Source organism: Allokutzneria multivorans (assembly GCF_039537405.1).
In the GTDB taxonomy this organism is placed as follows: domain Bacteria; phylum Actinomycetota; class Actinomycetes; order Mycobacteriales; family Pseudonocardiaceae; genus Allokutzneria; species Allokutzneria multivorans.
The window spans coordinates 66226-89328 of the sequence record NZ_BAABAL010000008.1 but is presented as its reverse complement, the minus strand read 5'-3'; the positions used below and the strand labels follow the sequence as shown (position 1 = coordinate 89328).

At 70.8% G+C, this 23103-nt stretch carries 22 protein-coding genes; 12 read left to right on the top strand and 10 right to left on the bottom strand.

Annotation, left to right across the window (positions count from 1 at the left end):
* Nucleotides 1-4: 4 nt before the first annotated feature.
* From ABD798_RS13730 to ABD798_RS13705, 6 genes are all read right to left on the bottom strand, one after another.
* Nucleotides 5-847, bottom strand: coding sequence for a shikimate dehydrogenase (locus tag ABD798_RS13730; protein WP_344874547.1), 843 nt, complete (start codon nt 845-847; stop codon nt 5-7).
* Entirely contained in the window at nt 847-2049 is a 1203-nt protein-coding gene (mltG, locus tag ABD798_RS13725; protein WP_344874545.1) for an endolytic transglycosylase MltG, read from the bottom strand. Before mltG ends, ABD798_RS13730 begins: the two co-directional genes overlap by 1 nt.
* A gap of 5 nt (nt 2050-2054) precedes the next feature.
* Nucleotides 2055-2552 carry a Holliday junction resolvase RuvX gene (gene ruvX, locus ABD798_RS13720; RefSeq protein WP_344874543.1) on the bottom strand — a complete coding sequence of 166 codons (498 nt, stop codon included), beginning with the start codon at nt 2550-2552 and terminating at the stop codon, nt 2055-2057.
* Nucleotides 2549-5215 (bottom strand): alanine--tRNA ligase, encoded by a 2667-nt coding sequence (alaS, locus tag ABD798_RS13715; RefSeq protein WP_344874541.1) that lies wholly within the window; start codon nt 5213-5215, stop codon nt 2549-2551. Before alaS ends, ruvX begins: the two co-directional genes overlap by 4 nt.
* A 74-nt stretch (nt 5216-5289) precedes the next feature.
* Entirely contained in the window at nt 5290-5637 is a 348-nt protein-coding gene (locus tag ABD798_RS13710; protein WP_344874539.1) for a hypothetical protein, read from the bottom strand.
* A complete protein-coding gene (locus tag ABD798_RS13705; protein ID WP_086828188.1) occupies nt 5634-6050 on the bottom strand; it encodes a DUF948 domain-containing protein in 417 nt (138 codons plus the stop codon). Before ABD798_RS13705 ends, ABD798_RS13710 begins: the two co-directional genes overlap by 4 nt.
* A gap of 298 nt (nt 6051-6348) precedes the next feature.
* Here ABD798_RS13705 and ABD798_RS13700 point away from each other — a divergent pair, with 298 nt between their 5' ends.
* From ABD798_RS13700 to ABD798_RS13680, 5 genes are read left to right on the top strand one after another with little or no spacing between them, the layout of a single operon-like run.
* The gene (locus ABD798_RS13700) at nt 6349-7812 is read left to right on the top strand and encodes a pyridoxal phosphate-dependent decarboxylase family protein (RefSeq protein ID WP_344874536.1); all 1464 of its coding nucleotides are present in this window, start codon (nt 6349-6351) and stop codon (nt 7810-7812) included.
* Nucleotides 7809-9587, top strand: coding sequence for an IucA/IucC family protein (locus ABD798_RS13695; RefSeq protein ID WP_344874534.1), 1779 nt, complete (start codon nt 7809-7811; stop codon nt 9585-9587). Before ABD798_RS13700 ends, ABD798_RS13695 begins: the two co-directional genes overlap by 4 nt.
* Nucleotides 9584-10129, top strand: coding sequence for a GNAT family N-acetyltransferase (locus ABD798_RS13690; protein ID WP_344874532.1), 546 nt, complete (start codon nt 9584-9586; stop codon nt 10127-10129). Before ABD798_RS13695 ends, ABD798_RS13690 begins: the two co-directional genes overlap by 4 nt.
* Nucleotides 10126-11445 carry a lysine N(6)-hydroxylase/L-ornithine N(5)-oxygenase family protein gene (locus ABD798_RS13685; RefSeq protein WP_344874530.1) on the top strand — a complete coding sequence of 440 codons (1320 nt, stop codon included), beginning with the start codon at nt 10126-10128 and terminating at the stop codon, nt 11443-11445. The genes ABD798_RS13690 and ABD798_RS13685 overlap by 4 nt, the downstream gene beginning before the upstream one ends.
* The gene (locus ABD798_RS13680) at nt 11442-13223 is read left to right on the top strand and encodes an IucA/IucC family protein (RefSeq protein ID WP_344874528.1); all 1782 of its coding nucleotides are present in this window, start codon (nt 11442-11444) and stop codon (nt 13221-13223) included. The genes ABD798_RS13685 and ABD798_RS13680 overlap by 4 nt, the downstream gene beginning before the upstream one ends.
* Nucleotides 13224-13872: 649 nt before the next feature.
* On the opposite strand, the gene ABD798_RS13675 is transcribed toward ABD798_RS13680, so the two are convergent.
* From ABD798_RS13675 to ABD798_RS13665, 3 genes are read right to left on the bottom strand one after another with little or no spacing between them, the layout of a single operon-like run.
* On the bottom strand, nt 13873-14457 hold the full coding sequence (locus ABD798_RS13675; RefSeq protein WP_344874526.1) for a DUF899 family protein: 585 nt from the start codon (nt 14455-14457) through the stop codon (nt 13873-13875).
* A 54-nt stretch (nt 14458-14511) separates the two neighbouring features.
* Nucleotides 14512-15060 carry a D-alanyl-D-alanine carboxypeptidase family protein gene (locus ABD798_RS13670; protein ID WP_344874524.1) on the bottom strand — a complete coding sequence of 183 codons (549 nt, stop codon included), beginning with the start codon at nt 15058-15060 and terminating at the stop codon, nt 14512-14514.
* A 15-nt stretch (nt 15061-15075) separates the two neighbouring features.
* Nucleotides 15076-15975: a phosphatase PAP2 family protein gene (locus ABD798_RS13665; RefSeq protein WP_344874521.1), complete on the bottom strand. Its 900-nt coding sequence runs from the start codon at nt 15973-15975 to the stop codon at nt 15076-15078.
* Nucleotides 15976-16056: 81 nt separating this feature from the next.
* Here ABD798_RS13665 and ABD798_RS13660 point away from each other — a divergent pair, with 81 nt between their 5' ends.
* Genes ABD798_RS13660 through ABD798_RS13650 form a run of 3 tightly spaced genes read left to right on the top strand, consistent with a single transcriptional unit; the run spans nt 16057 to nt 18602 of the window.
* The gene (locus ABD798_RS13660; protein ID WP_425549217.1) at nt 16057-16734 is read left to right on the top strand and encodes a response regulator transcription factor; all 678 of its coding nucleotides are present in this window, start codon (nt 16057-16059) and stop codon (nt 16732-16734) included.
* A gap of 3 nt (nt 16735-16737) precedes the next feature.
* Nucleotides 16738-18147 (top strand): ATP-binding protein, encoded by a 1410-nt coding sequence (locus ABD798_RS13655; RefSeq protein ID WP_344874517.1) that lies wholly within the window; start codon nt 16738-16740, stop codon nt 18145-18147.
* The gene (locus ABD798_RS13650; protein WP_344874515.1) at nt 18144-18602 is read left to right on the top strand and encodes a hypothetical protein; all 459 of its coding nucleotides are present in this window, start codon (nt 18144-18146) and stop codon (nt 18600-18602) included. The genes ABD798_RS13655 and ABD798_RS13650 overlap by 4 nt, the downstream gene beginning before the upstream one ends.
* Here ABD798_RS13650 and ABD798_RS13645 read toward each other — a convergent pair.
* Nucleotides 18599-19975, bottom strand: a complete 1377-nt coding sequence (locus ABD798_RS13645; protein WP_425549216.1) for a replication-associated recombination protein A — start codon at nt 19973-19975, stop codon at nt 18599-18601. The two genes, ABD798_RS13650 and ABD798_RS13645, sit on opposite strands and share 4 nt — an antisense overlap.
* A 262-nt stretch (nt 19976-20237) precedes the next feature.
* Here ABD798_RS13645 and ABD798_RS13640 point away from each other — a divergent pair, with 262 nt between their 5' ends.
* The 4 genes from ABD798_RS13640 to ABD798_RS13625 all read left to right on the top strand — a co-directional run bounded on the left by ABD798_RS13640 (nt 20238) and on the right by ABD798_RS13625 (nt 23103).
* Complete coding sequence (locus tag ABD798_RS13640) at nt 20238-20870, top strand: uridine kinase family protein (protein ID WP_344874513.1); 633 nt, start codon at nt 20238-20240, stop codon at nt 20868-20870.
* A gap of 59 nt (nt 20871-20929) precedes the next feature.
* The gene (locus tag ABD798_RS13635; protein WP_344874511.1) at nt 20930-21409 is read left to right on the top strand and encodes an RICIN domain-containing protein; all 480 of its coding nucleotides are present in this window, start codon (nt 20930-20932) and stop codon (nt 21407-21409) included.
* 84 nt (nt 21410-21493) lie between these two features.
* Complete coding sequence (locus ABD798_RS13630) at nt 21494-22549, top strand: alkaline phosphatase D family protein (RefSeq protein WP_344874509.1); 1056 nt, start codon at nt 21494-21496, stop codon at nt 22547-22549.
* Nucleotides 22489-23103 carry an alkaline phosphatase D family protein gene (locus ABD798_RS13625; protein ID WP_344874507.1) on the top strand — a complete coding sequence of 205 codons (615 nt, stop codon included), beginning with the start codon at nt 22489-22491 and terminating at the stop codon, nt 23101-23103. The genes ABD798_RS13630 and ABD798_RS13625 overlap by 61 nt, the downstream gene beginning before the upstream one ends.

The following is a 23103-nucleotide window of genomic DNA, read 5'->3' as shown; positions in this document are numbered from 1 at the left end:
CGACCTAGCCCAGGGGCAGCGGGAGGACGTTGCCGGTGGCCCGGCGCAGGGCCGAGCGCATGGCCTCGCGCGGAGCGGGGCGGCCGGTGAACAGCTCGGACTGGCCGAAGGCCTGGTGCAGCAGCATGTCCAGGCCGGTCGCGACGGGGTTGCCCGCCTTCTCCGCCGCCGCGGCGAGCGGGGTCGGCCACGGGTGGTAGATCACGTCGAGCACGCTCGGCGCCTCGGCGAGGTCGGTGACCCACGGCTCCACGGCCTCGGTCGGCACGGTGCTGATCAGCACGGAGCAGCCGTCGACGAGCTTCGCGGGGGCGGCTTCGGCCCACGTCACCACGGTGACGGCGAGGTGCAGCCGCTCCGCGCACGCCAGGGCCTCGCGAGCGCGCGCGGGGTCGCGGACGACGAGCCGGACCTGGCGCACGCCCAGCTCGGCGAGCCCGACCAGCGCGGCCTGCGTGGTGCCACCCGCGCCCAGGATGACCGCCGGACCCGCGGCGATGGTGAAGCCCGCCGCGGCGCGCAGCGCTCCGACCACGCCGTCCACGTCGGTGCAGTCGGCACGCCAACCGGCCTCGACGGGGATGAGGGTGTTCGCGGCGCCCGCCAACCGCGCGCGGGGCGTGACCTGGGCGGCCAACGCCAGCGCGGCGCGCTTGCCGGGCATGGTGACCGACAGGCCCGCCCACTCCGGGCCGAAGCCGCTGACCAGGCCGGGCAGCGCCTCCTCCGAGCACTCGATCGACTCGTAGGTCCAGTCCAGGCCGAGCGCCTCGAAAGCGGCTCGGTGCAGCACGGGCGAGAGCGAGTGGTCGACGGGCGAACCCAGGACGGCGGCCTTGCGGGCCATCAGTAAGCGCCCTTCGCCTGGGCCTCGCGAACGTTGGCGTTGTGGTCGTCGAGGTCCTTGGCGAAGCAGGACTTGCCGTTCTTGTCGCAGCGCACGAAGTACAGGTAATCGCTGGGCTCCGGGGTGACCGCGGCGGAGATCGCGCCCGCGCCGGGCGAGCCGATCGGCGTCGGCGGCAGGCCCTGAACGGCGTAGGTGTTGTACGCCCCCGCCTTGTCGCGGTCGGCGCTGTTGGTGCGGATGTTCGGCCGGTCCAGCGGGTAGTTGACCGTGGAGTCGTACTGGAGCCTCATACCGATGGCGAGGCGGTTGCGGGTGACCTGCGCGATCTTGCCGAAGTCCGGGGTCGCGGACTCCTTCTCCACCAGCGAGGCCATGATCAGCAGCTGGTAGGGCGAGAACCCGGTCTTCTCCGCCGACTTCGGCAGCCCGGCCGCCTGGAGCCTGGCCGAGCCCGTGGTCAGCAGCGCGCGCAGCACGTTCTCCGGGGTGTCACCGGGCTTCACGTCGTACTTGCCGGGCATCAGCAGGCCCTCGAAGCGGCGACGGGGCTCGGTGACCTTGGAGGCCTCGGTGATGACCCACTCCGGCGCGCCGATCTCGGCGAGATCGGCCTTCTCCATGGCGGAGCGCACCTGCTCGACGGTCAGGCAGGTGTTCTTGCCGTTGAGCTCCGCGCAGCTGGCCTTGGCGATCATCGAGATGATGCCCTGGTTGACCTTGCCGCTGGCCACGGTCACGTCGTCGAGCTGGTTGCCGCCGCGGATCTCCATCTCGCCGACCCTGGCGTTCTTGCGCACCAGGCCCGCGACCGCGTTGGCCCCGGACATCTTCGTCTTGAGCACGTAGTAGCCGGGCTGCACCGAGCCCGCCGAGTCGTTCTCCTGCGCGGCGGCGGTGTAGGCGCGGACGCTGCCCACCACACCCGCCTCCACCAGGCTCTGCCCGGTCTGGGAGATGGTGCCCGGCTCGACCTTGACCACGACGTCGGACTCACCGGCGCCCTCGAAGTCCTCGTAGCTGGTCAGCCCGAACAGCGAGGTCACGCCGTACCAGACGCCGATGCCGAGCACGATGACCGCGGCGATCCCGCCGAGCAGCAGGACCTTGCGCCGCCGCTGCTTGTCGGCGGAGGCGGCGGCCCTGCCGCGACGCGGGCGCTCCTCGGCCGGGGCCTCGTCGAAGAGGTCGAGGTCGTTCACTCAGATCAACCCTCCTGGGTGGCAGGTCGGGTACGGGCGCGCAGGTCGAGCCATCCCTGGAGGATCTCGACGGCGGCGGCCTGGTCGATGACCGACCGCTGCTTCTTGCCGCGCACCCCTCGGTCGGAGAGCATCCGGGTCGCGGAGACCGTGGTCAACCGCTCGTCGGAGAGTCTGACGGGCACCGGTGCGATCCGCTCCGCCAGCACCCTGGCGTAGGCCGTCGCCGCCTCGGCGGCCGGGCCGTGCCGTCCGGCCAGCGTGCGCGGCAGTCCGACCACCACCTCGACCACCTCGTGCTCCCCGACCAGTCCCACGAGCTGGTCGAGATCACGACCAGCCTTCTCGTCGCGGGCCAGGGTAGCGAGGGGGCTGGCGAGCACCGGCGCGGGATCGCTGAGCGCGACGCCGACCCGCACCGAGCCCACGTCCACCCCGAGCCGCCGCCCGGGACCCGGATCGTCCGGGCCCGGGCGGTCGGGGCTGATCGCCTTCTCGTTCACGAGCCGCCGAGGGCGCGGCGCAGCGCGGTGACGGCCTCGGCGACACCGGACTTCTTCGAGCCGCCGCCCTGGGCCATGTCGGGCTTGCCGCCGCCGCGGCCGTCGATGGCCGGGAGGAAGCTCTTGACCAGCTCACCGGCCTTGAGCTTGGCGTCCCTGGCGGCCGGGGTGGTGGCGACCACGAAGCTGACCTTGTCGGTGTCCGGCTCGGCGGAGAACAGGGCGACGACGCCGTTGGCCCCGCCGAGGCGACCGCGCACCTCGGTGGTGAGGGCGCGCAGGTCGTTGCCGGAGACGCCGTCCGGAACGCGCTCGGCCACCACGACCGTCTCGCCCAGCTTCTCGCCCTTGGCGGCCAGGTCACCGGCGGACTGGAGCACGGAGGCCACGCGCATGCGGTCGATCTCGCGCTCGGCGTCGCGCAGCCGCGACAGGATGCCGGAGACGCGCTCGGGCAGCTCGTGCGTGGGCACCTTCAGCTGGTCGGCGAGCTGCGAGACGAGCAGCCGCTCCTTGCTGGTGTGCCGAAGGGCGTCCATGCCGACGAGGGCTTCGACGCGGTGCACGCCGGAGCCGATCGAGGAGTCGCCGACCAGCTTGACCATGCCGAGCTGGCCGATCCGCTTGACGTGGGTGCCACCGCAGAGCTCGCGGGAGTACTCGCCCATGTCGACGACGCGGACGTCGCTGCCGTACTTCTCGCCGAAGAGGGCGACGGCGCCCAGTTCGAGGGCCTTGTCCATGGTCGTGGTGAACGACTTCACCTCGATGTCGTCCAGGAGGTAGGCGTTGACCTCCTCCTCGACGCCGCTGAGCACGGAGGCCGACACCGGGCCGGGCGTGGTGAAGTCGAAGCGCATGCGCCCCGGCGAGTTCAGCGAACCGGCCTGGGCGGCCCGCTTGCCGTAGGCGGAGCGCACGGCGGCGTGCACCAGGTGCGTGGCCGAGTGCGAGCGCTCGACGGCCAGGCGCCGGTCCTCGTCGACGTGGGCCTGGATGACGTCGTCGATGGCGACCTCACCGGCGAGCACCTTGGCCTTGTGCACGAACAGGCCGGGAACGGCCTTCTGCACGTCGGTCACGGAGAGCTGCACGTTGTCGCCGACGAGCACGCCGGTGTCGCCGACCTGGCCACCGCTCTCGGCGTAGAACGGCGTGCGGTCCAGGACCAGCTCGACCTCGGTGCCGGTGCCGGCGCTGCGCACGGGGACGCCGCCGACCAGCAGGCCGATCACCCGCGAGTCGGAGTCCAGGTCGGTGTAGCCGAGGAACTCGGTGGTGCCGTGCTGCTCCAGCACCGAGCGGTAGACGGTGAGGTCCCCGTGCCCGGTCTTGCGCGAGGCGGCGTCGGCCTTGGCCCGCTGCCGCTGCTCGGACATCAGGCTCCGGAAGCCCTCCTCGTCCACGGTGAGGCCCTGTTCGGCGGCCATCTCCAGGGTGAGGTCGATCGGGAAGCCGAAGGTGTCGTGCAGCTGGAAGGCCTTGTCCCCGGCCAGCTGCTTGCTGCCGGCGGCCACGGTCTCGGCGGCGGCCACGTCGAAGATCCTCGAACCCGAGGTGAGGGTGGCCAGGAAGGCCTCCTCCTCGGTCCGCATCACGGCCTCGATCCGGTCGAAGTCGCTGACCAGCTCGGGGTAGGACGGGCCCATGGCGTCGCGCACCACGGCGGTGAACTCGGCCAGCACCGGCTCCTGCACGCCCAGCAGGCGGGTGGAGCGGACGATGCGGCGCAGCAGGCGGCGCAGCACGTAGCCGCGGGCCTCGTTGCCGGGGGTGACGCCGTCGGCGATGAGCATCACGCCGCTGCGGGCGTGGTCGGCGATGACGCGGAAGCGCACGTCGTCGACCGGGTCGGTGCCGTAGGTGCGGCCGGAGAACTTCTCGGCGGCGGCGATCACCGGGCGGACCAGGTCGGTCTCGTAGACGTTGTCCACGCCCTGGAGCAGGAAGGCCACCCGCTCGACGCCCATGCCGGTGTCGATGTTCTTGGCCGGGAGCTGGCCGAGGATCGGGTAGTTGTCCTTGCCCCCGCCCTCACCCCGCTCGTTCTGCATGAAGACCAGGTTCCAGATCTCCAGGTAGCGGTCCTCGTCGGCGACCGGGCCGCCCTCGACGCCGAACTCGGGGCCGCGGTCGAAGTAGATCTCCGAGCACGGGCCGCACGGGCCGGGAACGCCCATCGACCAGTAGTTGTCGGCCATGCCGCGGCGCTGGATGCGCTCGGCCGGGATGCCCGCGACCTTCTTCCACAGCTCGATGGCCTCGTCGTCGTCCTGGTAGACGGTGACCCACAGGCGCTCGGGGTCGAAGCCGTAGCCGCCGTCCTCCACCGACCCGGTCAGGAGGGTCCAGGCGTGCCGCATGGCCCCTTCCTTGAAGTAGTCGCCGAAGGAGAAGTTGCCGGCCATCTGGAAGAAGGTGTTGTGCCGCGTGGTCTTGCCGACCTCGTCGATGTCCCCGGTGCGCACGCACTTCTGCACGCTGGTGGCGGTGGCGTAGGGCGGCGGGGCCTCGCCGAGGAAGTACGGCTTGAACTGGACCATCCCGGCGTTGACGAACAACAGGTTCGGGTCGTCCAGGATCAGCGGGGCGCTGGGCACCAGGGTGTGCCCGGCCTTCTGGAAGTGGTCGAGGAAGCGCTGGCGGATCTCATGCGTCTGCACGGTGGTTCCTTAGGAGGAGGTGCGAGAAGGGGGCCCGGGTGCGGCGGGGAGCACAGCGCTGTACGGCGCGGGAGTCAGCTCCCCGCCCTGCGCGCTCGCCTGTTCCGCACGTTTCCGTCCTCTGCTTCCCAGCTCCTGCGCTCCCTGGACTGGGAGACGCGGTCCGTGCTCCTACTGTAACTGGAGTGTCGACCGGGATCGTTCGCCCTGTCGACGACCTCCTTCAGCTCACCTTCGCGCTCGTTCATGCCCGCGCGCACGTCAGCCCCGAAGGAACCGACGGCGCTGGCGAGTTCGCTGATCGCGTCGCCGAGATTGGCCGCGACACCGGCCGGGGTGAACGCCTGGGCCTTGGTGCCTGCCTTGCGCGAGAGCACGACACCGGTCAGCACGCCGATGCCGAGCCAGAACATGCGCCTCATCGACGGCCGCCTCTGGACTTGCGGGAGCCCTTGCGCGAGTGCTTGCCGGGCTTCTCGTCGGCGGCGCGGCGACGGGCGCGCACGGCCTTGCTCACGCCGTAGGACAGCGCGGCGGCCTTCACCAGCGGACCGCCGAGGGTGGCGGTGAACAGCGAGGTGAGCGCGGAGACGTTGCCGCTGACAGCGCGGGCGTTCGCGGTGATCCCGTCCACGCGCTCCAGCTGCGTGTTGACGTGGTTCAGCGTGGTGTTGGCGCCGGTGAACAGCGGGTCGGCGTTCTCGTGGGCCTTGCGCAGGGCCACGGTCGCCTCGTCGAGGGTGCGCCCGAGCTTGATCAGTGGAACCGCCAGCAGCAGCACCAGCAGCACGAAGGCGCCGGCTGCGATGAGCGCGGCGATCTGCCCTGGTGACACGTGCCCTCCTGGGGAAGTTGGGGTGGGAATCTACGGCGCGGACAGGCTACCGCGCGGTGATCTCGCGCTCTTTCGGGGCGTGTGCGCCGCGCGCCCGGGTACCCGGGTGAGGCGGATCGGCCAAAGCGGCGTGGCTCACTCAGCGGTTGACACGTGAAGCTCTGTTCACTTGGGTAAGGCTTGCCTAACTAAGATGTGGCTAGCCTAAATGGATCAATCCCCCTGCTTCACCACCGGAGGTGCCGTGTTGCCGGCCGCAGAGGCTCCGCCTCGCCCTCGCACTACCTCGACTGTCCCGTTGGCCGGAACCGGTGAGGGCCTGGCCGAGGTCGCGGCCGCGCTCACCCGCGCCGTCGGCGGGGCCAGCACCGCGCTGCGCCCGTCCGGCCCGCTGCCCTCGGGCTCCCCGCAGGACGTGCTCGGCGCGGTCACGAGCAGGCTCGGGCCCGCGGTGATCCCCGCGACCGGTATCGGCGCGGACGCCGCGCTGCACCGCGTCGCCAGGCTGCTCGTGGAGCAGGGCATCGACCTGACGCACCCCTTCGCCGCCGCGCACCTCCAGCCGCCGCCGCTCGCGGTCGCGGTGGCCGCCGACGCGCTGGCCGGGGCGAGCAACGCCTCGCAGGACACCTACGACTCCGGTCCGGCCGGGATCGCGGTCGAGCGCTGGCTGGTCTCGGCGCTCGCCGGGCTCGCGGGGCTGGAGAAGCGCGCGGACGGCGTGCTCACGCCGGGCGGTTCGCTGTCCAACCTGATGGCGATCATGCTGGCCAGGGACTCGGTGGCGCGGCGGCTGGGCATCGACATCCGGACCGACGGCGTTGCCGCGCTCGGCAAGCCGGTGGTGTTCTGCTCGGAGCTGGCCCACTTCTCCACGCACCGGGCGTGCGCGGTGCTCGGGCTCGGCGAGGCGGCGGTGCGCGCGGTCCCGGTGGACGCCGAGCGCAGGATGCGCCCGGACGCGCTGGCGGAGATGCTGGCGGAGCTGAACGCCGACGAGATCCCGTTGGCGGTGGTGGCGACGGCGGGCACCACCGACTTCGGCTCGGTCGACCCGCTCTCGGAGATCTGCGAGATCGCCCGCGAGCACGGCATGTGGTTCCACGCGGACGCGGCCTACGGCTTCGGGGCGCTGTTCTCCGACCGGCTCGCGCCGAAGGTGGCCGGGCTCCAGCTGGCCGACTCGATCACGGTGGACCTGCACAAGATCGGTTGGCAGCCCTCGGCGGCGAGCGTGCTCCTGGTGGCCGACGGCACCGCCTTCACCTCCCTGGAGCGCCAGGTCGACTACCTCAACCCGGCCGATGACGGCGAGCAGGGCTACGACGGCCTGCTGGGCGTGAGCTTGCAGACCACGCGACGCCCCGACGCGGTGAAGGTCGCGACGACGCTGCTCGCCTACGGGCGCACCGGACTCGGTTCGATGCTCGACACCTGCCACGACCTCGCGCTGCACGCCGAGGCGCGCATCCAGGACGAGCCCGAGCTGGAGCTTGTCGCGGGCGCGAACCTGACCACGGTCGTCTTCCGCTACCGGGGCTCCGACGAGCTGAACGGCGCGCTGCGGCGAGAGCTGCTGCGATCGGGGCGGGCCCTGCTCGGCCGCACGTCCGCGTTCGTCGACAAGCCAGGTTCTCCTTCCGTCACTTGCCTGAAGTTCACGTTGCTCAACCCGAACGCCGGTGTCGCCGACATCGACGCGCTGATCGACTTGGTCATCAGCACTGGCCGCACGCTCGCGCACCAGGAGGGCGCAGCATGACCACCACCACAGAAGCGCTTGTACTGCAAGACGATCCGCTCGATCATCCGGACGCCCGCGCGACGGCCGAGCACGCGCACCTCGAAGCGCTGCTGCGCTGCTGGCTCCAGGAGACCGGCGTGGACGTGCTGCCTGGGCCGCTCTCCGTGGAGCTGCCCTCGTCCGGGCTGGCGCTCGTCACCGAGGTCACGCACTGCTCCCCCACCGGGTGGCACCGCTTCGCGCCCGTGCGCATCCGGCGCGCTGACGGCGGCGAGCTGTCCCCCGCCGATCCCGTGCTCGCGGTGAACCTGATCGGCACCGAGGCCGCTGCGCGCGGAGGTGCTCGCACTGGTGGTGTTCCGACCGGCGAGGTCGCTGATCTCGTTGAGCGGACTGCGGAATCGGTGCGGCGCATGACGGAGTTCGTCGCTGATCGTCGCTCCGCGCCGGACGATCACGCGGACGCGTTCCTCAACGCGGAGCAGGCTCTGCTGTTGGGGCACCTGCACCACCCGGCGCCGAAGAGCCGGGACGGCGTGCACCCCGACGAGGCGCGCGCGTACGCGGCCGAGCTGCGCGGGAAGTTCCGGCTGTCGTGGTTCGCGGCCGACCCGTCCGTGGTGTCGCACGACGCCGTCGAAGGCGCGCCGTCGCTGGGCGGGCGGGACACCGTGCAGTTGATGGCGGACCTCGCGGAGGGCGGCCCGAACGACGGCCGCGTGCTCATCCCGGCGCACCCGTGGCAGGCGCGGAACCTGTTGCTGCGCCCCAGGATCAAGGCTCTCGTCGAGTCCGGTCAGCTCCAGCCGCTCGGCGAGTTGGGGCCGGAGTGGTACGCCAGCTCCAGCCTGCGCACGGTGTACCGCTCGGACGCGCCGGTGATGCTGAAGCTGTCGCTGGGCCTGCGCATCACCAACTCGCGGCGGGAGTCCACGCGCACGGAGCTCAAGCGCGGCCTGGAGATCAACCGGCTGATCGACGCCGGGCACACCGCGTCGACCTACGGCGCTTTCCCGGGCTTCTCGATCGTCCGCGACCCGGCGTGGATCGCGGTGGACGAGCCCGGTCGCGCGGGTGGTCCGGAGATCACCGGGCTCGACGTGGCGGTGCGCGAGGTCCCGGCCGACGTCACCGACTACCGCTGCCTCGCCGGGCTGGTCGCGCCGCGCCCGGGTCTCGGTCGGAGCGCGCTGGGCGAGATCGTGGCAGCTCAAGGTTCCGGCGCGGCTTCGCGGTGGGTCGCCGACTACACCGACCGCGTGCTCGTTCCGATGCTGCACCTGTACTCCGCGACCGGTATCGGCCTTGAGGCTCACCAGCAGAACACGTTGGTGCGCCTGGACTCCAGCGGTGGGGTCGCGGGGTCGGCGTTCCGGGACAACCAGGGCTACTACCTGGCTTCCTCGTACCTGCCCGCGCTGTTGGAGCGCCTCGGCATCGAGGAGTCCACGCTCGCGGTGGTCGATGACTCCATTGTGGACGAACGGCTTTCCTACTACCTGCTGCGCAACCAGGCGCTGGCGATCATCGGCTGCCTCGGCGTGGAGGGTCTGGCCGACGAGCGCGAGCTGCTGTCGGTGATGGCCGGTCGGCTCACCGCCGCGCTGCCCGCGCTCGCCGATGCTGGCCCGGACGGCGACCGGCTCGCGACGCGCTGGCTGAGCGCGGACAGCTTGCCCGGCAAGGGGAATCTGCTGACGCGCCTGCACGGCATCGATGAGGTGCTCGCCCCGCTGGACGCGCAGTCCGTGTACCTGGACATGCCCAATCCGCTCGTTCAGGTGATCTCGTGATCCCGATACCCGCGCTCTCCGGCGAGTGGACCTTGCGCCTGGTGTCGCCCGACGGCGATGACCTGGAGCTGCTGCACCGCTGGATGAACGAGCCGCACGTGTCCCGCTTCTGGAAGCAGGACTGGCCGATCGAGAAGTGGCGGGAGGAGCTGGCGGGACAGCTCTCCGGCGATCACTCCCGGCCGTGCCTGCTGCTCAAGGACGGCGAGCCCGTGGTGTACGTGGAGATCTACCGCGTCGTCCGCGACCAGCTCGCCGCTGCCTACGCCGCGCTCCCCGGCGACATCGGCGTGCACCTCGCGATCGGCGACCCGAAGTGGACCGGACGCGGGATCGCCAGTACGACTATGCCGTTGCTGGCCAAGGCTTTGCTGGACGCCGACGAGAACTGTCGGCGCGTCGTGCTAGAACCTGATGTGCGCAACGTGCCCGCGATCCGGGCGCTGCGCAGCGGGGGTTTTCACCACCGAGGTGAGATCACCCTGCCCACCAAAACGGCCGCGCTGCTGGTCTACCCACGAACTGAGGAGGACTTGCCGTGACCGACCAGGTCGAGAGCAAACACGACGTCATCGCGATCGGCGCGGGGCCGTTCAACCTGGGCCTCGCCGCCCTTGCGTCCACTGTGGACGATCTGGACCTCGTGGTGCTGGAGTCGCGGTCGGACTTCCGGTGGCACCCCGGGCTGATGTTCGACGACGCGATGCTCCAGGTGAGCTTCCTCGCCGACCTGGTGAGCCTGGTCGCGCCGACGAACCCGCTGTCCTTCCTGTCCTACCTGCACGACACGGACCGGATGTACCCGTTCTACGTGCGCGAGCAGTTCCACCCGACGCGGCGCGAGTACGAGCACTACCTGCGCTGGGCCGTGTCGAAGCTGCCGTCCGTGCGGTGGTCGCACCGCGTGGAGGCGGTCCGCTGGGACACGGGCGCCTCACTGTTCACCGTGCACGTGGTGCACGCGGACGGGCGCCGTTCGGTCATGCAGGCCAAGGACATCGTGCTCGGTGTCGGCACCGAGCCGAACGTGCCCGAGTCGCTGGCCGCGCTGCCCGGCGACAAGCTGCTGCACACCGCCGACTACCTGCACCGCACCCCGGACGTCGAGGCCGCGGGCCGGGTGACGGTGATCGGCTCCGGCCAGTCCGGCGCCGAGGTCGCCCTGGACCTGTTGCGGCGCAACGCCTCCGGCGGCGGGGCGATGAGCTGGCTGACCAGGACGGTGTCCTTCGCGCCGCTGGACTACACCAAGCTCGTGCTGGAGATGACCACTCCGTCCTACATCCGCTACTTCCACGACCTGCCGCAGAGCAAGCGCGACGACCTGGTGGCCGAGCAGTGGCGGCACTACAAGGGCATCTCCACCGAGACCCTTGAGGCCATCCACGACGTGCTCTACCAGCGCGATCTGGCCACGGGCCTTGCCGATGTGGAGCTGCGCAACGGCATCGCGATCGAGGGGTCCACTGTGGACTCCGCAGGGCGGGCCGTGCTGACCTGCCGCCACCGCGACACCGGTCGCACGTTCGAGCACGTGACCGACCTCGTGGTCGCCGCGACCGGCTACAAGCAGCGCAAGCCCGCTTTCCTGTCGCCGGTGGAGAACCTGGTGCGGCGCGACGAGAAGGGCCGCTACAAGGTCGCGCTCGACCACTCCATCGAGCTGGACCCGTCGGTCAGCGGACGCGTTTTCGTGTCCAACGCGGACCTGCACAGCCACGGTGTCGCCGCGCCCGACCTGGGCATCGGCGCGTTCCGCAACGCCACGATCCTCAACTCGGTGAGCGGGCGGGAGCTGTACCGGCTGCCGAAGAACACCGCGTACACCAGCTTCACCGTTCCGGGAGGTGCCGGGTGACCAGCGACCGCGAACTGTGGCGGCAGTGCTCCATCGCGTTGCTGGCCAAGGCGATCGGCGAGCTGTCCTTCGAGGGCATCCTGACGCCGGTCTCGTTGGAGGACGGTGCTTGGGAGTTGCGTTTCCCGGGCGCGCGTTATGTTTTCTCCGCGTCTCGGACGGCTTTTGGTGGCTGGCGGGTCGACCCGTCGTCGGTGACCCGTGCCGCGTCGGGGATTCTCGGCGACGACATCGCCCAGCAGGCCGACAACGTGCAGCAGTTCTTCACCGACGCCGCGCCCGGAGTGGGAATCCATCCGTCCACTTTGGCCAACTACCTCAACGAGGTCACGTCGACGCTGACCGCCGACGTGGCGATGACGCGCACCGCTGTGCCTTCGGCGGAGCTGGCTTCGTTGGACCACGCGGAGCTGGACGGCCACCTCACCGGTCACCCGTGGCTCGTGGCGAACAAGGGCCGCGTCGGGTTCTCCGCCTCGGATCAGGCCGTGTACGCGCCGGAGGCTCGCCAGCGCATTCAGCTCCCCTGGATCGCCGTGCACCGTGGCTTGGCGGAATTCCGTGGCACGCCAAAGCTTTCTGAGCACGTGGTGGTGTCGCAGGAGCTGGACGAGTCCACGCGCGCCGAGTTCACCAAGGTGCTCACCGACCGCGGTTTGGACGCCGAAGCCTACGTGTGGCTGCCGGTGCACCCGTGGCAGCTGGACCACGTGGTGCGCACGCTGTGGGCGCCGGAACTGGCCACTGACCGCATCGTGGTGCTCGGTTCGTCGACCGATCACTACCGGCCGACGCAGTCCATTCGCACGATGTGCAATGTGGACAGACCGAAGCGGCTCCAGGTCAAGCTGCCGCTGCGCATCCTCAACACCGCCGTGTGGCGCGGGATTCCGCCGCACTGCACGCTCGCGGCGCCGGTGGTGACGCAGTGGCTGCGCGGGCTCTGGAACTCCGACAAGCTCCTGGCGGAGTGGGGCGCGGTGATGCTCGGCGAGGTCGCGTCGGTGACCGTGCGCCACCCTTCGCTGTCCACTGTGGACGGAGCACCGTACACGTGGCTGGAGACGCTGGGCTGCATCTGGCGCGAACCCGTGCCCGAGGCCGGGCACTCGTGGTCGCTCGCGGCGCTGCTGCACGTCGACCCGGCGGGCCGGCCGCTGGTCAGCGAGTACATCGCGCGCTCCGGCGGTGACGCGGAGGCGTGGTTCGCCGCGTTGACGCGCGTGCTCGTGCGGCCGCTGCTGCACGTGCTCTACCGCTACGGGATCACCGTGAACCCGCACGGCGAGAACGTGCTGATCGTCAGCGGCCCGGACGGACTGCCCGCGCAGGCGGTGATCAAGGACCTCATCGACGACGTGAACGTGTCGGTGGAGCCGGTCGCCGAGCGCGGCCCCGAACCCGACTCGCACGACCGCGTCCTGCCGCGCAAGCCGTGGCGCATCCTGCGGCAGTACTTCGTCGACGCGCTGCTGGTCGGCGTGTTCCGGCCGCTGTCGGAGCTGCTCGAAGCGCACCACGGCCTGCCTTCGGAGCGGCTGTGGGGCATCGTGCGCGGCGAGATCGAGGCCTATCGCGCGCGGTTCCCCGACGTCGCGGAGCGGATGGACGCCGGCGACCTGCTCGGGCCGACGTTCGCGCGCTACCCGCTCAACGGCGACCGCCTGGTGCAGACCGGGTACGTGGAGCTGTCGTACCGGCACGCCATCCACCCCAACGGCACGGTCCCCAACCCCCTGCACTCCGTCACCCCCATCCCACCCCGGGACGGCTGGTAGCTCTTAAGCCCTGAACGACCCGTTTGGTGCGTTGAACGCACTGAACGGGTCGTTCAGCGCGCTCAACGCACCAATGGGGCCGTTGGCGTTGTGTGTGGTCAGGGACGCAGACGTACCCAATGCGGCATTCGTTACGTCTGGCGAAACAAATGCCACATTGGGTACACCGCAGCAACCTCGACACCCACGCAAAGAAGATCCGCGAAGGCTCTGCGCGCCGTCAGGTTCACCAGTCTTCAAGACCACCCAACACCCTTCGCCGAGGTCTCCAACGACGGCAAACCGTCGGCTGCCTCGAAGTAGGGGGCGGTTAGCGATAAGCGAAAGCGGGGTTTGTGGGTCTTGAAGACGCCCCAACCCTCCGGGCCTACGCCAACGGCTCGTTTGGTGCGTTGAGCGCACTGAACGGGTCGTTCGGCGCGCTCAACGCACCAATGGGGCCGTTGGCGTTGTGGGGGGGCGCGCCATTGAGGCCCGGGGTTTGCTGGCGTTGAAGACCGCTGGGGTGGGGGTTTGTGGGTCTTGAAGACTGGCGAACCCGGCGGCTTGAGGGACGGGTGCGCTGCGATCTCCGGCGCCTCGCCCCCGTCGGTGGTGCGTACCCAATGTGGCATTTGTTTCGTCTGACGCAACAAATGTCACATTGGGTTCACTCCGGCTGGGGCAGGAGGTGCAGGAGGGGGGCGGTGAGCGTGGTGCGGCCGTGCCAGTGCAGGCGCGCGGTGGCTCCCTCGCGGATGAGCACGGCGGAGGTGGAGGCGGTGCGCGTGGAGGCGGTGCCGGGGGTGTCGCGCAGGCGGTCGGAGAGGTCGCCGGGCTGGGTGGAGATCGGCACGATCCACCGCCAAGCGCGCTGCTGGGCGAGCCGGGCGAGCACGTGCGGCGGGACGGGCGCGAAGACGGCGATGGCGGTGCGCTCGCGCAGCCAGGGGACCTGGGCGTCGAGGGCGTCGACGTCGCGCGCGCCCTCCTCGTCGGGCTCCTCGGACAGGATGTCGAAGGCCAGGTGGTAGGCGAGCAGTGTGCGGTGGTCGCCGAAGACGTCGTCCAGTGTGATCGGTTTGCCGCCCGCCGTGGTCAGCGGCGAGGAAGCGTCGACATCGGGCCCCTGCGGGAGGGCGGCGCGGAGGGCTGCGACGGCGGCAGCGGCAGCGCGCAGCTCCCCCTCGGCCGCCAGCAGTTCGGCGCGGGCGCGCCGGTAGTCCGCGCTGGCGGCGACGTGCACTGTGCTCATGCGGAAAGAACTTAGTCCGAACGGCGGCACTGCGGAGCCGGTTCGGTCAACGCATCAACGCGACGCGAGCGCGTTGGGCAGCATCGACGGGCAACCGCCCACGTAGGACGGGTCGTACTCGAAGTGCCACGGCTCGTTCTGGTAGCGCCTGCACCACCCGTGCTTGCCGTTGCTGCGCTCCACCCACGACGCGGCGGACAGCGGCTGGATGTCCACGGCGATCCCCTTGACGTGGTTGGACGCCTCGGGGGTCAGCACGTACTTGCTGGCCTGGTCGGCGCTGCCGAAGCGGCGGACCGCGCTGTCGAACTCGGCCTGTTGCTGCCACGCGCTGCGCTTGCCGTCGTTGAGGCACATCTTGACGTTCTCGGCGGCGGCCTTGCCCTTCAAGGAGTTCCACGCGGCGAGCACGTCATCGCGCAGGCCCCGAGGAGCTTCGTCGGAGTAGCGCTGGTCCAACGCGCACTTCGGTGCTTCGTCATCTCCAGTGACGTTGACCAGTTCCACGTAGGCCTCACCGGGCATCGGCCTGGTCGGCTCCATGTAGAACAGCACACCCAATCCGACGAGCAGCGTGACCGCTAGGGTCACCACGATTCGCATCCGGCCGTTTCTCCTCTAAACATGCTGCTGCACAAGTGTTTCACAGCGGTGTGTGGCGTGGTGCCTGCCGGTCGCCGCCGGAGCGCGGCGCCCCAGCTCCGTGCCGTGAAGCAGGGCGACGAGCGCGAGCGCGATCACCGGCGCGCCCACGGCGGCGATGACGATCGAGTCGTCCAAGCGCTCAGCGGCCGTGGTGGCCGACCCGAGCATCACGCGACCGACGAGCGGCACGATCGAGGGAACGAAGAGCGCTCCGATGAACCACGCGGGGTGCGGGTGGACACGGCCACGTCCGGCGAACGCGGCGACAAGGCAGCCGATGAGCGCGGCAACCAAGCAGCCGCCAAGCGTGTCGCTGGGCCGGTGCCAGCCGAGTCCGACGGTCGCCACGGCGACCGCGGCGACGACGACCGAGCCACCGCCGAGCACGAACGGGCGCACTTTGCGCGGGCTGACCAGCGCCAACGCGACCAGCACGGCCATCGCGCCGGTCACGTGCCCGCTGGGGAAGCTGTTGTGCCCGGCGACCGAGGTGACGTAGAGGTCGGGCCGCTCCAGCAGCACTTCCTTGAGCAGCTCGGTCGTCAGCGTCGAGCCGCCGATCACCGCGACGACGGTGACCGCGCCGACGAACCTGGCCCGGAACACCCCGACGCCGAGGGTGAACAGCGCGACGGCTCCGAGCAGGAAGGTGCCCATCCCGCCTTTGAGCAGGTAGGAGAACGCGGGGTCGGTCAGGCCGCCGGTCTGGGCCTGGTGCACGGCGCCGTTCTCCGCGCGCTGCCCGGTGACCGTGTGCACGTAGGCGAGAAAGGTCACGCCGAGCGCGATCAGGGCTCCTAACGCGCCCGCGACGGGAAGCGGCCAGGTCCTGGGCTGTGCTTCGTCGCTGGTTGCCATGACGCTGGTTGCCATGACACCGATGCTCCAGCCGTGGTGTCCGCGTTCTGTGCTGGGTTTGTCATGGTTGTGCAACAGACCTGGATAATGGGCCGCGTGGCGATTGTCCTGGTAGTCGAGGACGACCGTGCCGTGCGCGAAGCGCTCCAGCTGTCTCTTCGCAGGCAGGGGCACGATGTGCACGTGGCGGACAGCGGTGAGCAGGGCTTGGCGTTCCTCCGGGAGCAACGCCCGGACCTGGTGCTCGTCGACCTCATGTTGCCCGGCATCGACGGCTTCGAGACCTGTCGCCGCATCCGCGCCGAGGGTGATCTGCCGATCATCGTGCTGACCGCGCGCAGCGACGACTTCGACGTGGTGGCGGGTCTGGAGGCGGGCGCGGACGACTACGTGGTCAAGCCCGTGGAACCGAGGGTGCTCGACGCGCGCATCCGCGCCGTGCTGCGCAGAGCCGCGAGCGAGCAGCAGACCAGCGACGAGCACTTCGGCGACCTGGTCGTGGACCGCACCGCGCTGGTCGTCACCAAGAGCGGCGAGCCGGTCCCGCTCACGCCGACGGAGCTGAAGCTGCTGCTGGAGCTGACCAGGACGCCCGGCCGGGTGCTGTCCCGCCAGCAGCTGCTGAGCGCGGTGTGGGAGCACGACTACCTCGGTGACTCGCGGCTGGTCGACGCGTGCGTGCAGCGGCTCCGCTCCAAGATCGAGGACGATCCGGCGAGCCCGAGGCACGTGCGCACGGTGCGCGGCTTCGGCTACCGGTTCGACCGGGTGTAGCGGGTGGCGGGCAGGCGGTGGTCGGTCGGGCTGAGGCTGCGGCTGGTCGCCGCGTTCGCGGTCGTCGCGCTCGGCGCGGTGATCGCCACCACCGGCGCGAGCTACCTCTCCGCGCGCAACACGATCTTGCAGGGCGTCCAGGACCGGGCGATGGACACGTTGCGCACGCAGGTCAGCACGTTCGCGGCCACCGTGCCGCTGCCACCGACCCAACGCGACCTCGACGCGTTCCAGCGCAGGCTCAGCGGCTACGTCGCGGTGTTCTACCGGGACCTCCGCTCCACCGGCGGACCGCCGACCGAGGAGCTGCCCGCCGAGTTCCGCGCCGCCGTGCACGACAACGACCGCGTGCTGTTCCAACGCGGGTTGTGGTCGGAGACGGCGCCGTTCCTGATGGTCGGCATGACCGTGCGCACGCAGAACACCGTGGGCGCCGTCGAGCCGACCGGCTTGGAGATCTACGCGCAGATCAGCCTGGCCAGCTCGCAGTCCGACATCTCCGAACTGGCGGCGTGGGCGTGGGTGACCGGCGCGATCGCCTTGCTCGTCGCGGTCGGCATAGCGCTGCTCGCGGCGCGCAGCGTGCTCCGGCCGGTGCGCGAGCTGAACTTGGCCGCGCGCGGCCTCGCCGACGGGCAGTTCGACACGCGGTTGCGGGTGCGCGGCGGTGACGAGCTGGCCGAGCTGGCGCACACCTTCAACACCTCAGCGGCCACCTTGCAGCACAACGTCGGGGAACTACGGCGGATGGAGTCGGACGCGCGGCGCTTTGTCGCCGATGTCTCGCACGAGCTGCGCACACCGCTGACCGCGATGACCGCCGTGATCGAGATCCTGGAGCAGGAGACCGATCACATGCCGCCGGACTCCGCCGTGGCCGCGCGCTTGGTGGCCGGGGAGACGCGCAAGCTGTCCCGGCTCGTGCAGGACCTGATGGAGATCTCGCGCTTCGACGCGGGCCGCGCCGGGCTCGAACTCGACGAGTGGGACGTGGCGACCGCTGTGCGGGACACGATCGCCGCGCGCGGCTGGCAGGACTCCGTCTCCGTGGAGCTGCCGGAGGGTTTGGTGGCGCGGGTGGACCGTCGGCGGCTGGACATCGTGGTGGCCAACCTGGTCGGCAACGCGCTGCGCCACGGTGCTCCGCCGGTGCTGGTGCGGCTGTGGCGGGAGGACGACGGCGTGGTGATCGAGGTCAGCGACAACGGCCCCGGTCTGCCGGAATCGGTGTTGCCGCACGTGTTCGACCGCTTCTACAAGGCGGACTCCGCGCGGGCGCGCTCCGAGGGCAGCGGGCTCGGGCTGGCCATCGCGCGCGAGAACGCCCGGCTGCACGGTGGTTCGCTGACCGCCGGGAACCACCCCGGCGGGGGCGCGCGGTTCGTGCTCCGGTTGCCGGAGGTGTTGGTGTGAAACGCTTTCTCGTGCTCGTCTCACTGTTCTTGTTGGTGAGCTGCGGGGTTCGGCCGACCGAGATCGTGCGCGCGGGACCGGCTCCGATCCTGCCCGCCGGTGGTGAGGGCGCGGTGCTGTACTTCCTCTCCGGCGAGCAGTTGCAGCCCGCGAGCCGGGCCACCGGCCAGCCCCTCGCCCCCGCTCAGGCGGTGGAGTTGCTGTTGGGCGGGCCGACGGATGCCGAGCGCTCGGCGGGGCTGGTGACCAAGCTGCCGTTCACCTCGGGCCGGGTCACCCTGTCCGGCACCACGTTGACCATGCCGATCCCCGTGCTCGGCCTGCCCGAGGAGGCGGTGCAGCAGCTCGTGTGCACGGCTGTCCGGGCGCTCGCACCGACCGAACAGCACCTGGGCCTGTTCCTGGCCGGGCGCACCGGTCCCCTCGGTTACCGCGAGTGCTCCGCCATGACCTAGGGAGCGTCGTCGCGGGTCATGCGGCGGAGCTTGGGGAGGCGTTCGGCCAGCACGCGCTCGGCCCCGTGGTTGGTGGGGTGGTAGTAGTCCTTGCCGACCAGCTCGTCGGGGGCGTACTGCTGCGCGAGGACTCCGCCGGGCGCGTCGTGCGGATAGCGGTAGCTCTGCGCGTGCCCCAGGCGTTCCGCGCCCTTGTAGTGGCCGTCGCGCAGGTGGGGTGGCACCGGGCCGACCGCGCCCTTGCGCACGTCGCTGGACGCCTCGTTGATGGCGACTATCACCGCGTTGGACTTCGGCGCGGTGGCGAGGTGGATCGTGGCCTGCGCGAGTGCCAAGCGTCCTTCGGGGAGGCCGATGAGCTGCACGGCCTGCGCGGCGGCGACGGCGGCCTGGAGCGCGGTGGGGTCGGCCATGCCGATGTCCTCGCTGGCGTGCACGACGAGACGGCGGGCGATGAAGCGCGGGTCCTCGCCCGCCTCGATCATGCGTGCCAGGTAGTGCAGCGCCGCGTCCGGGTCGGAGCCCCTGATGGACTTGATGAACGCGCTGATCACGTCGTAGTGCTGGTCGCCGTCGCGGTCGTAGCGCACCGCCGCTTTGTCCACAGTGGACTCCAGCGTGGCGAGGTCGATCTCCGCCGCGCCCGTGGAGCTGGCCGACTCGGCTGCTGCTTCCAGTGCCGTCAACGCCCGGCGCGCGTCACCAGCGGCGAGCCGGACGAGGTGGTCCTCGGCGTCCTGCGCGAGGCTCGGCGCTCCCCCGAGCCCGCGCTCGTCCTCGACCGCCCTGCGCACCACCGCGCGCACGTCGTCGTCGGTGAGCGAACGGAGCTGGAGCACCAAGGACCGCGAGAGCAGGGGTGACACCACCGAGAAGAACGGGTTCTCCGTGGTCGCCGCGACGAGCAGCACGACCCGGTCCTCCACCGCGCCGAGCAGCGCGTCCTGCTGCGTCTTGGAGAAGCGGTGCACCTCGTCGATGAACAGCACCGTGGACTCCGACGTTCTGCCGAGGCGACGACGAGCTTCCTCGATCACCGCGCGCACCTCTTTGACGCCCGCCGACAGCGCGGAGAGTGCGACGAAGCGCCGCCCCGTCGCCTTGGAGACGAGCGTGGCCAAGGTGGTCTTCCCCGTGCCGGGCGGGCCGTAGAGCAGCACCGATGCGGGCGCGGCACCTTCGACCAGCCTGCGCAGCGGTGCTCCCGGGCCGAGCAGGTGCTGCTGGCCCACCACCTCCTCCAGCGAGCGGGGGCGCATGCGCACGGCCAGCGGCGCGTTCGCGGCGAGCTGCTCGTCGGCCTTCTCGGCCACCTCCTGCCCGAACAGCCCCTCCTGCCCAGAAGGACCGCTGTCGAAGAGTGCGTCGTCCACGCCCGCGACGCTACCCGCCACCCCTGACACTCCCGCCACCGCTCGGTACCCCGCCTCCAGAGGTCTCTAACGACAGCAAACCGGTTGAGCGCGATCACGGCCAGGGTCGGGGCTCACGACGGGGTTTGTAGTGGTTGATGACAGCAGCGGTGGGGGTTCGGGGGTCTTGAAGACTGGGGAACCCGCCTGGTTACGTGGGCGGAGGGGTGGGGTGGGCGGGAGTGTCGCCGTGGGGGCTCGCGGCGTGAGAGACTCGTTTCCCGTGTCGTCTTCCACCCTTCGCGCGCGCGTCGTGTTGCTGGCCGGTCCGTCCGGCTCCGGGAAGTCCACCCTCGCCGCCCACCTGGGCTGGCCCGTGCTCCGGTTGGACGACTTCTACCGCGAGGGCCGCGATCCCCGGCTGCCCAGGGACGACGCCGGGGCGGTGGACTGGGACCACCCGGAGGCCTGGAACGCCGAGGACGCCGTCACCGCGATCACCGAGTTGGCCGAGTCGGGCGAGGTGCGGGCGCCGATCTACGACATCGCCTCGGACAGCCGGTCGGGCGAGCGCACGGTCTCGGTGCAGGACTCGCCGCTGTTCATCGCGGAAGGGCTCTTCGCGGACCGCATCGTGGACGGCTGCCGTGACGCCGGGGTGCTCGCCGACGCGCTCGTGCTGGCGCCGTCGGCCTCGCTGACGGCGGCGCGCCGGTTCGCCAGAGACGTGGCGGAGGCGCGCAAGCCGGTGCCGGTGCTGCTCCGCCGAGGTCTGCGCCTGTGGCGGGAGCAGCCGCAGGTCGTGCAGCGGTGCGTCGCCGCCGGGATGCGGCGCAGCAAGCCTACGGCGGCGCGCGCGGAACTGCGACTGCTTGCCTCTCCGAATGCCTTGTGGGGCAACGAAAAGGTCAGTTGAGCCGATTTCGCCCGTAGTCGATCTACCTTCGAGTCGTTCCGCGAACGAAGGAGATCGGAATGCGCGTCTTTTCCCGGTTCGCCAGCGTGGTCGCCGCCGCGGCGCTCGTGCTGACGTCCCTCGCGGTGCCCGCGTCGGCCGCCCCGCTGGTGAGGTACCGGACCGGCCTGCACTTCGGCCTGTGCCTGGACGTGCGCGGCGGGGCCGGAGCCTCCGGCCAGGACATGCAGCTGTGGCACTGCGGCGAGGTCCCCGGCCAGCGCTGGGAGAAGCGCGGCGAGCAGTTGGCGAGCGACCTCAACCGCGGGCTGTGCCTGGACGTGCGCGGCGGGATCGGCGCCGCCGGTCAGGACGTGCAGCTCTGGCGCTGCGGCAACATCGCGGGGCAACGGTGGGTTCGGGACGGTCTGTTGCTCAGGAGCGGACTGAACTACCACCTGTGCCTGGACGTCCGCGGCGGGTCGGGCAAACCGGACCAGGACGTGCAGCTGTGGACCTGCGACTCGAACAACGCGGCGCAGCACTGGTACGAGGTCTGAGCACCTGAACGGCGGGGTTGCTCGCTGATGAACACCTGATCGTCGGGCTTCCGCTCACGGCTCGGTTGCCGGTAAGCCAGAAACATGAGCATTCCTCTCGACAGGCGCACCCTGCTGCGCGCCACGGGGGTCGCGGTCGGCGCGGCCGGGCTGACGGCCCTGCCCGCCACCGCGACCTCCGGCGAGGTCTTCCAGCACGGCCTGGCCTCGGGTGATCCGTTGCCGACGACCGTGCTGCTGTGGACCAGGGTCACTCCGACGCCGGCGTCGCTGCCGGGCTCCGGGGTCGGCCCGAGCGTCGACGTCCAGTGGCAGGTCGCGGCGGACCGGGCCTTCACCCGGGTGGTGGCCGGCGGCACCGTCGCGACCGGCCCGGACCGCGACCACACGGTCAAGGTGGACGCGACGGGGTTGAGCCCCGCGACGACCTACTACTTCCGATTTCGGCTCAACGAAGCCGTTTCGGACGTTGGCACCACCAAGACGGCTCCGGCGGCGGAGGCGAACGTCCAGCACCTGCGCTTCGGCGTGGTGTCGTGCGCGAACTGGCAGGCGGGGCACTTCGCGGCCTACCGCCACCTCGCCGAGCGCGGTGATCTGGACCTGGTGGTGCACCTCGGCGACTACCTCTACGAGTACGGGCCCGGCGAGTTCCCGGTCGGCTACGCCGTGCGCCCGCACGTCCCGCCGCGCGAAGCACTGACGCTGTCGGACTACCGCCAGCGCCACGCGCAGTACAAGACGGACCCGAACCTGCGCGCGCTGCACGCGGCGGCGCCGTGGACGATCACCTGGGACGACCACGAGTCGGCCAACGACGCCTGGTCGGGCGGGGCGGGCAACCACGACCCGGCGACCGAGGGCGACTGGGCGAGCCGTCGCGCTGCCGCGCGCAGGGCGTACTTCGAATGGATGCCGGTGCGCAACACCGGTGACCGGCTCTACCGCAAGCTGCGCTTCGGCAAGCTCGCCGAGCTCTCCATGTTGGACCTGCGTTCCCACCGCTCCAAGCAGGTGAAGATCCTGTCCGGCGAGGCTGACGACCCGAACCGCTCGATCGCGGGCGCGGAGCAGCTGTCGTGGCTGATCGACGGGCTGGTCTCCTCGACGGCGAGGTGGAAGCTCGTCGGCACCCGGTGATGATCTCGCCGACGCTGATCCCGCCGCTGCCCTCGCACGTCCTGGGGCCGCTGCTGTCGTTGCTGGGCCTGCCCGCCGAGGGCGGAGTGGTCTTCACCGACCAGTGGGACGGCTACACCGCCGACCGCCGCGCACTGCTCTCCGCCCTGGCGCGCAACAAGGTCAGCAACACGGTGTTCCTCACCGGCGACGTGCACTCGTCGTGGGCGTGCGACGTTCCCGCCGACGCCGGGATGTACCCGCTGAGCCCCTCGCTGGCCACGGAGCTGGTCTGCCCGTCGGTCACCTCCGACAACATCGACGACGTGCTGCACGTCCCGCCGCGCACGGCGTCGGTGATCGCGGAGAAGGCGCTGCAAGGGCTCAACCGGCACGTCAAGTGGGTGGAGTACGACTCGCACGGGGCCGCCGTGCTGGACGTGACGCCGTCCTCGGTGCGGATGGACTGGTACTTCCTGGCCGACCGGACCAAGCCGGACAGTTCGGCGCGCCTGGCGAAGTCCTTCCGCGTCGCCGACGGGACGCAGCGGGTCCAGGAGATCAACCCGGCGTGA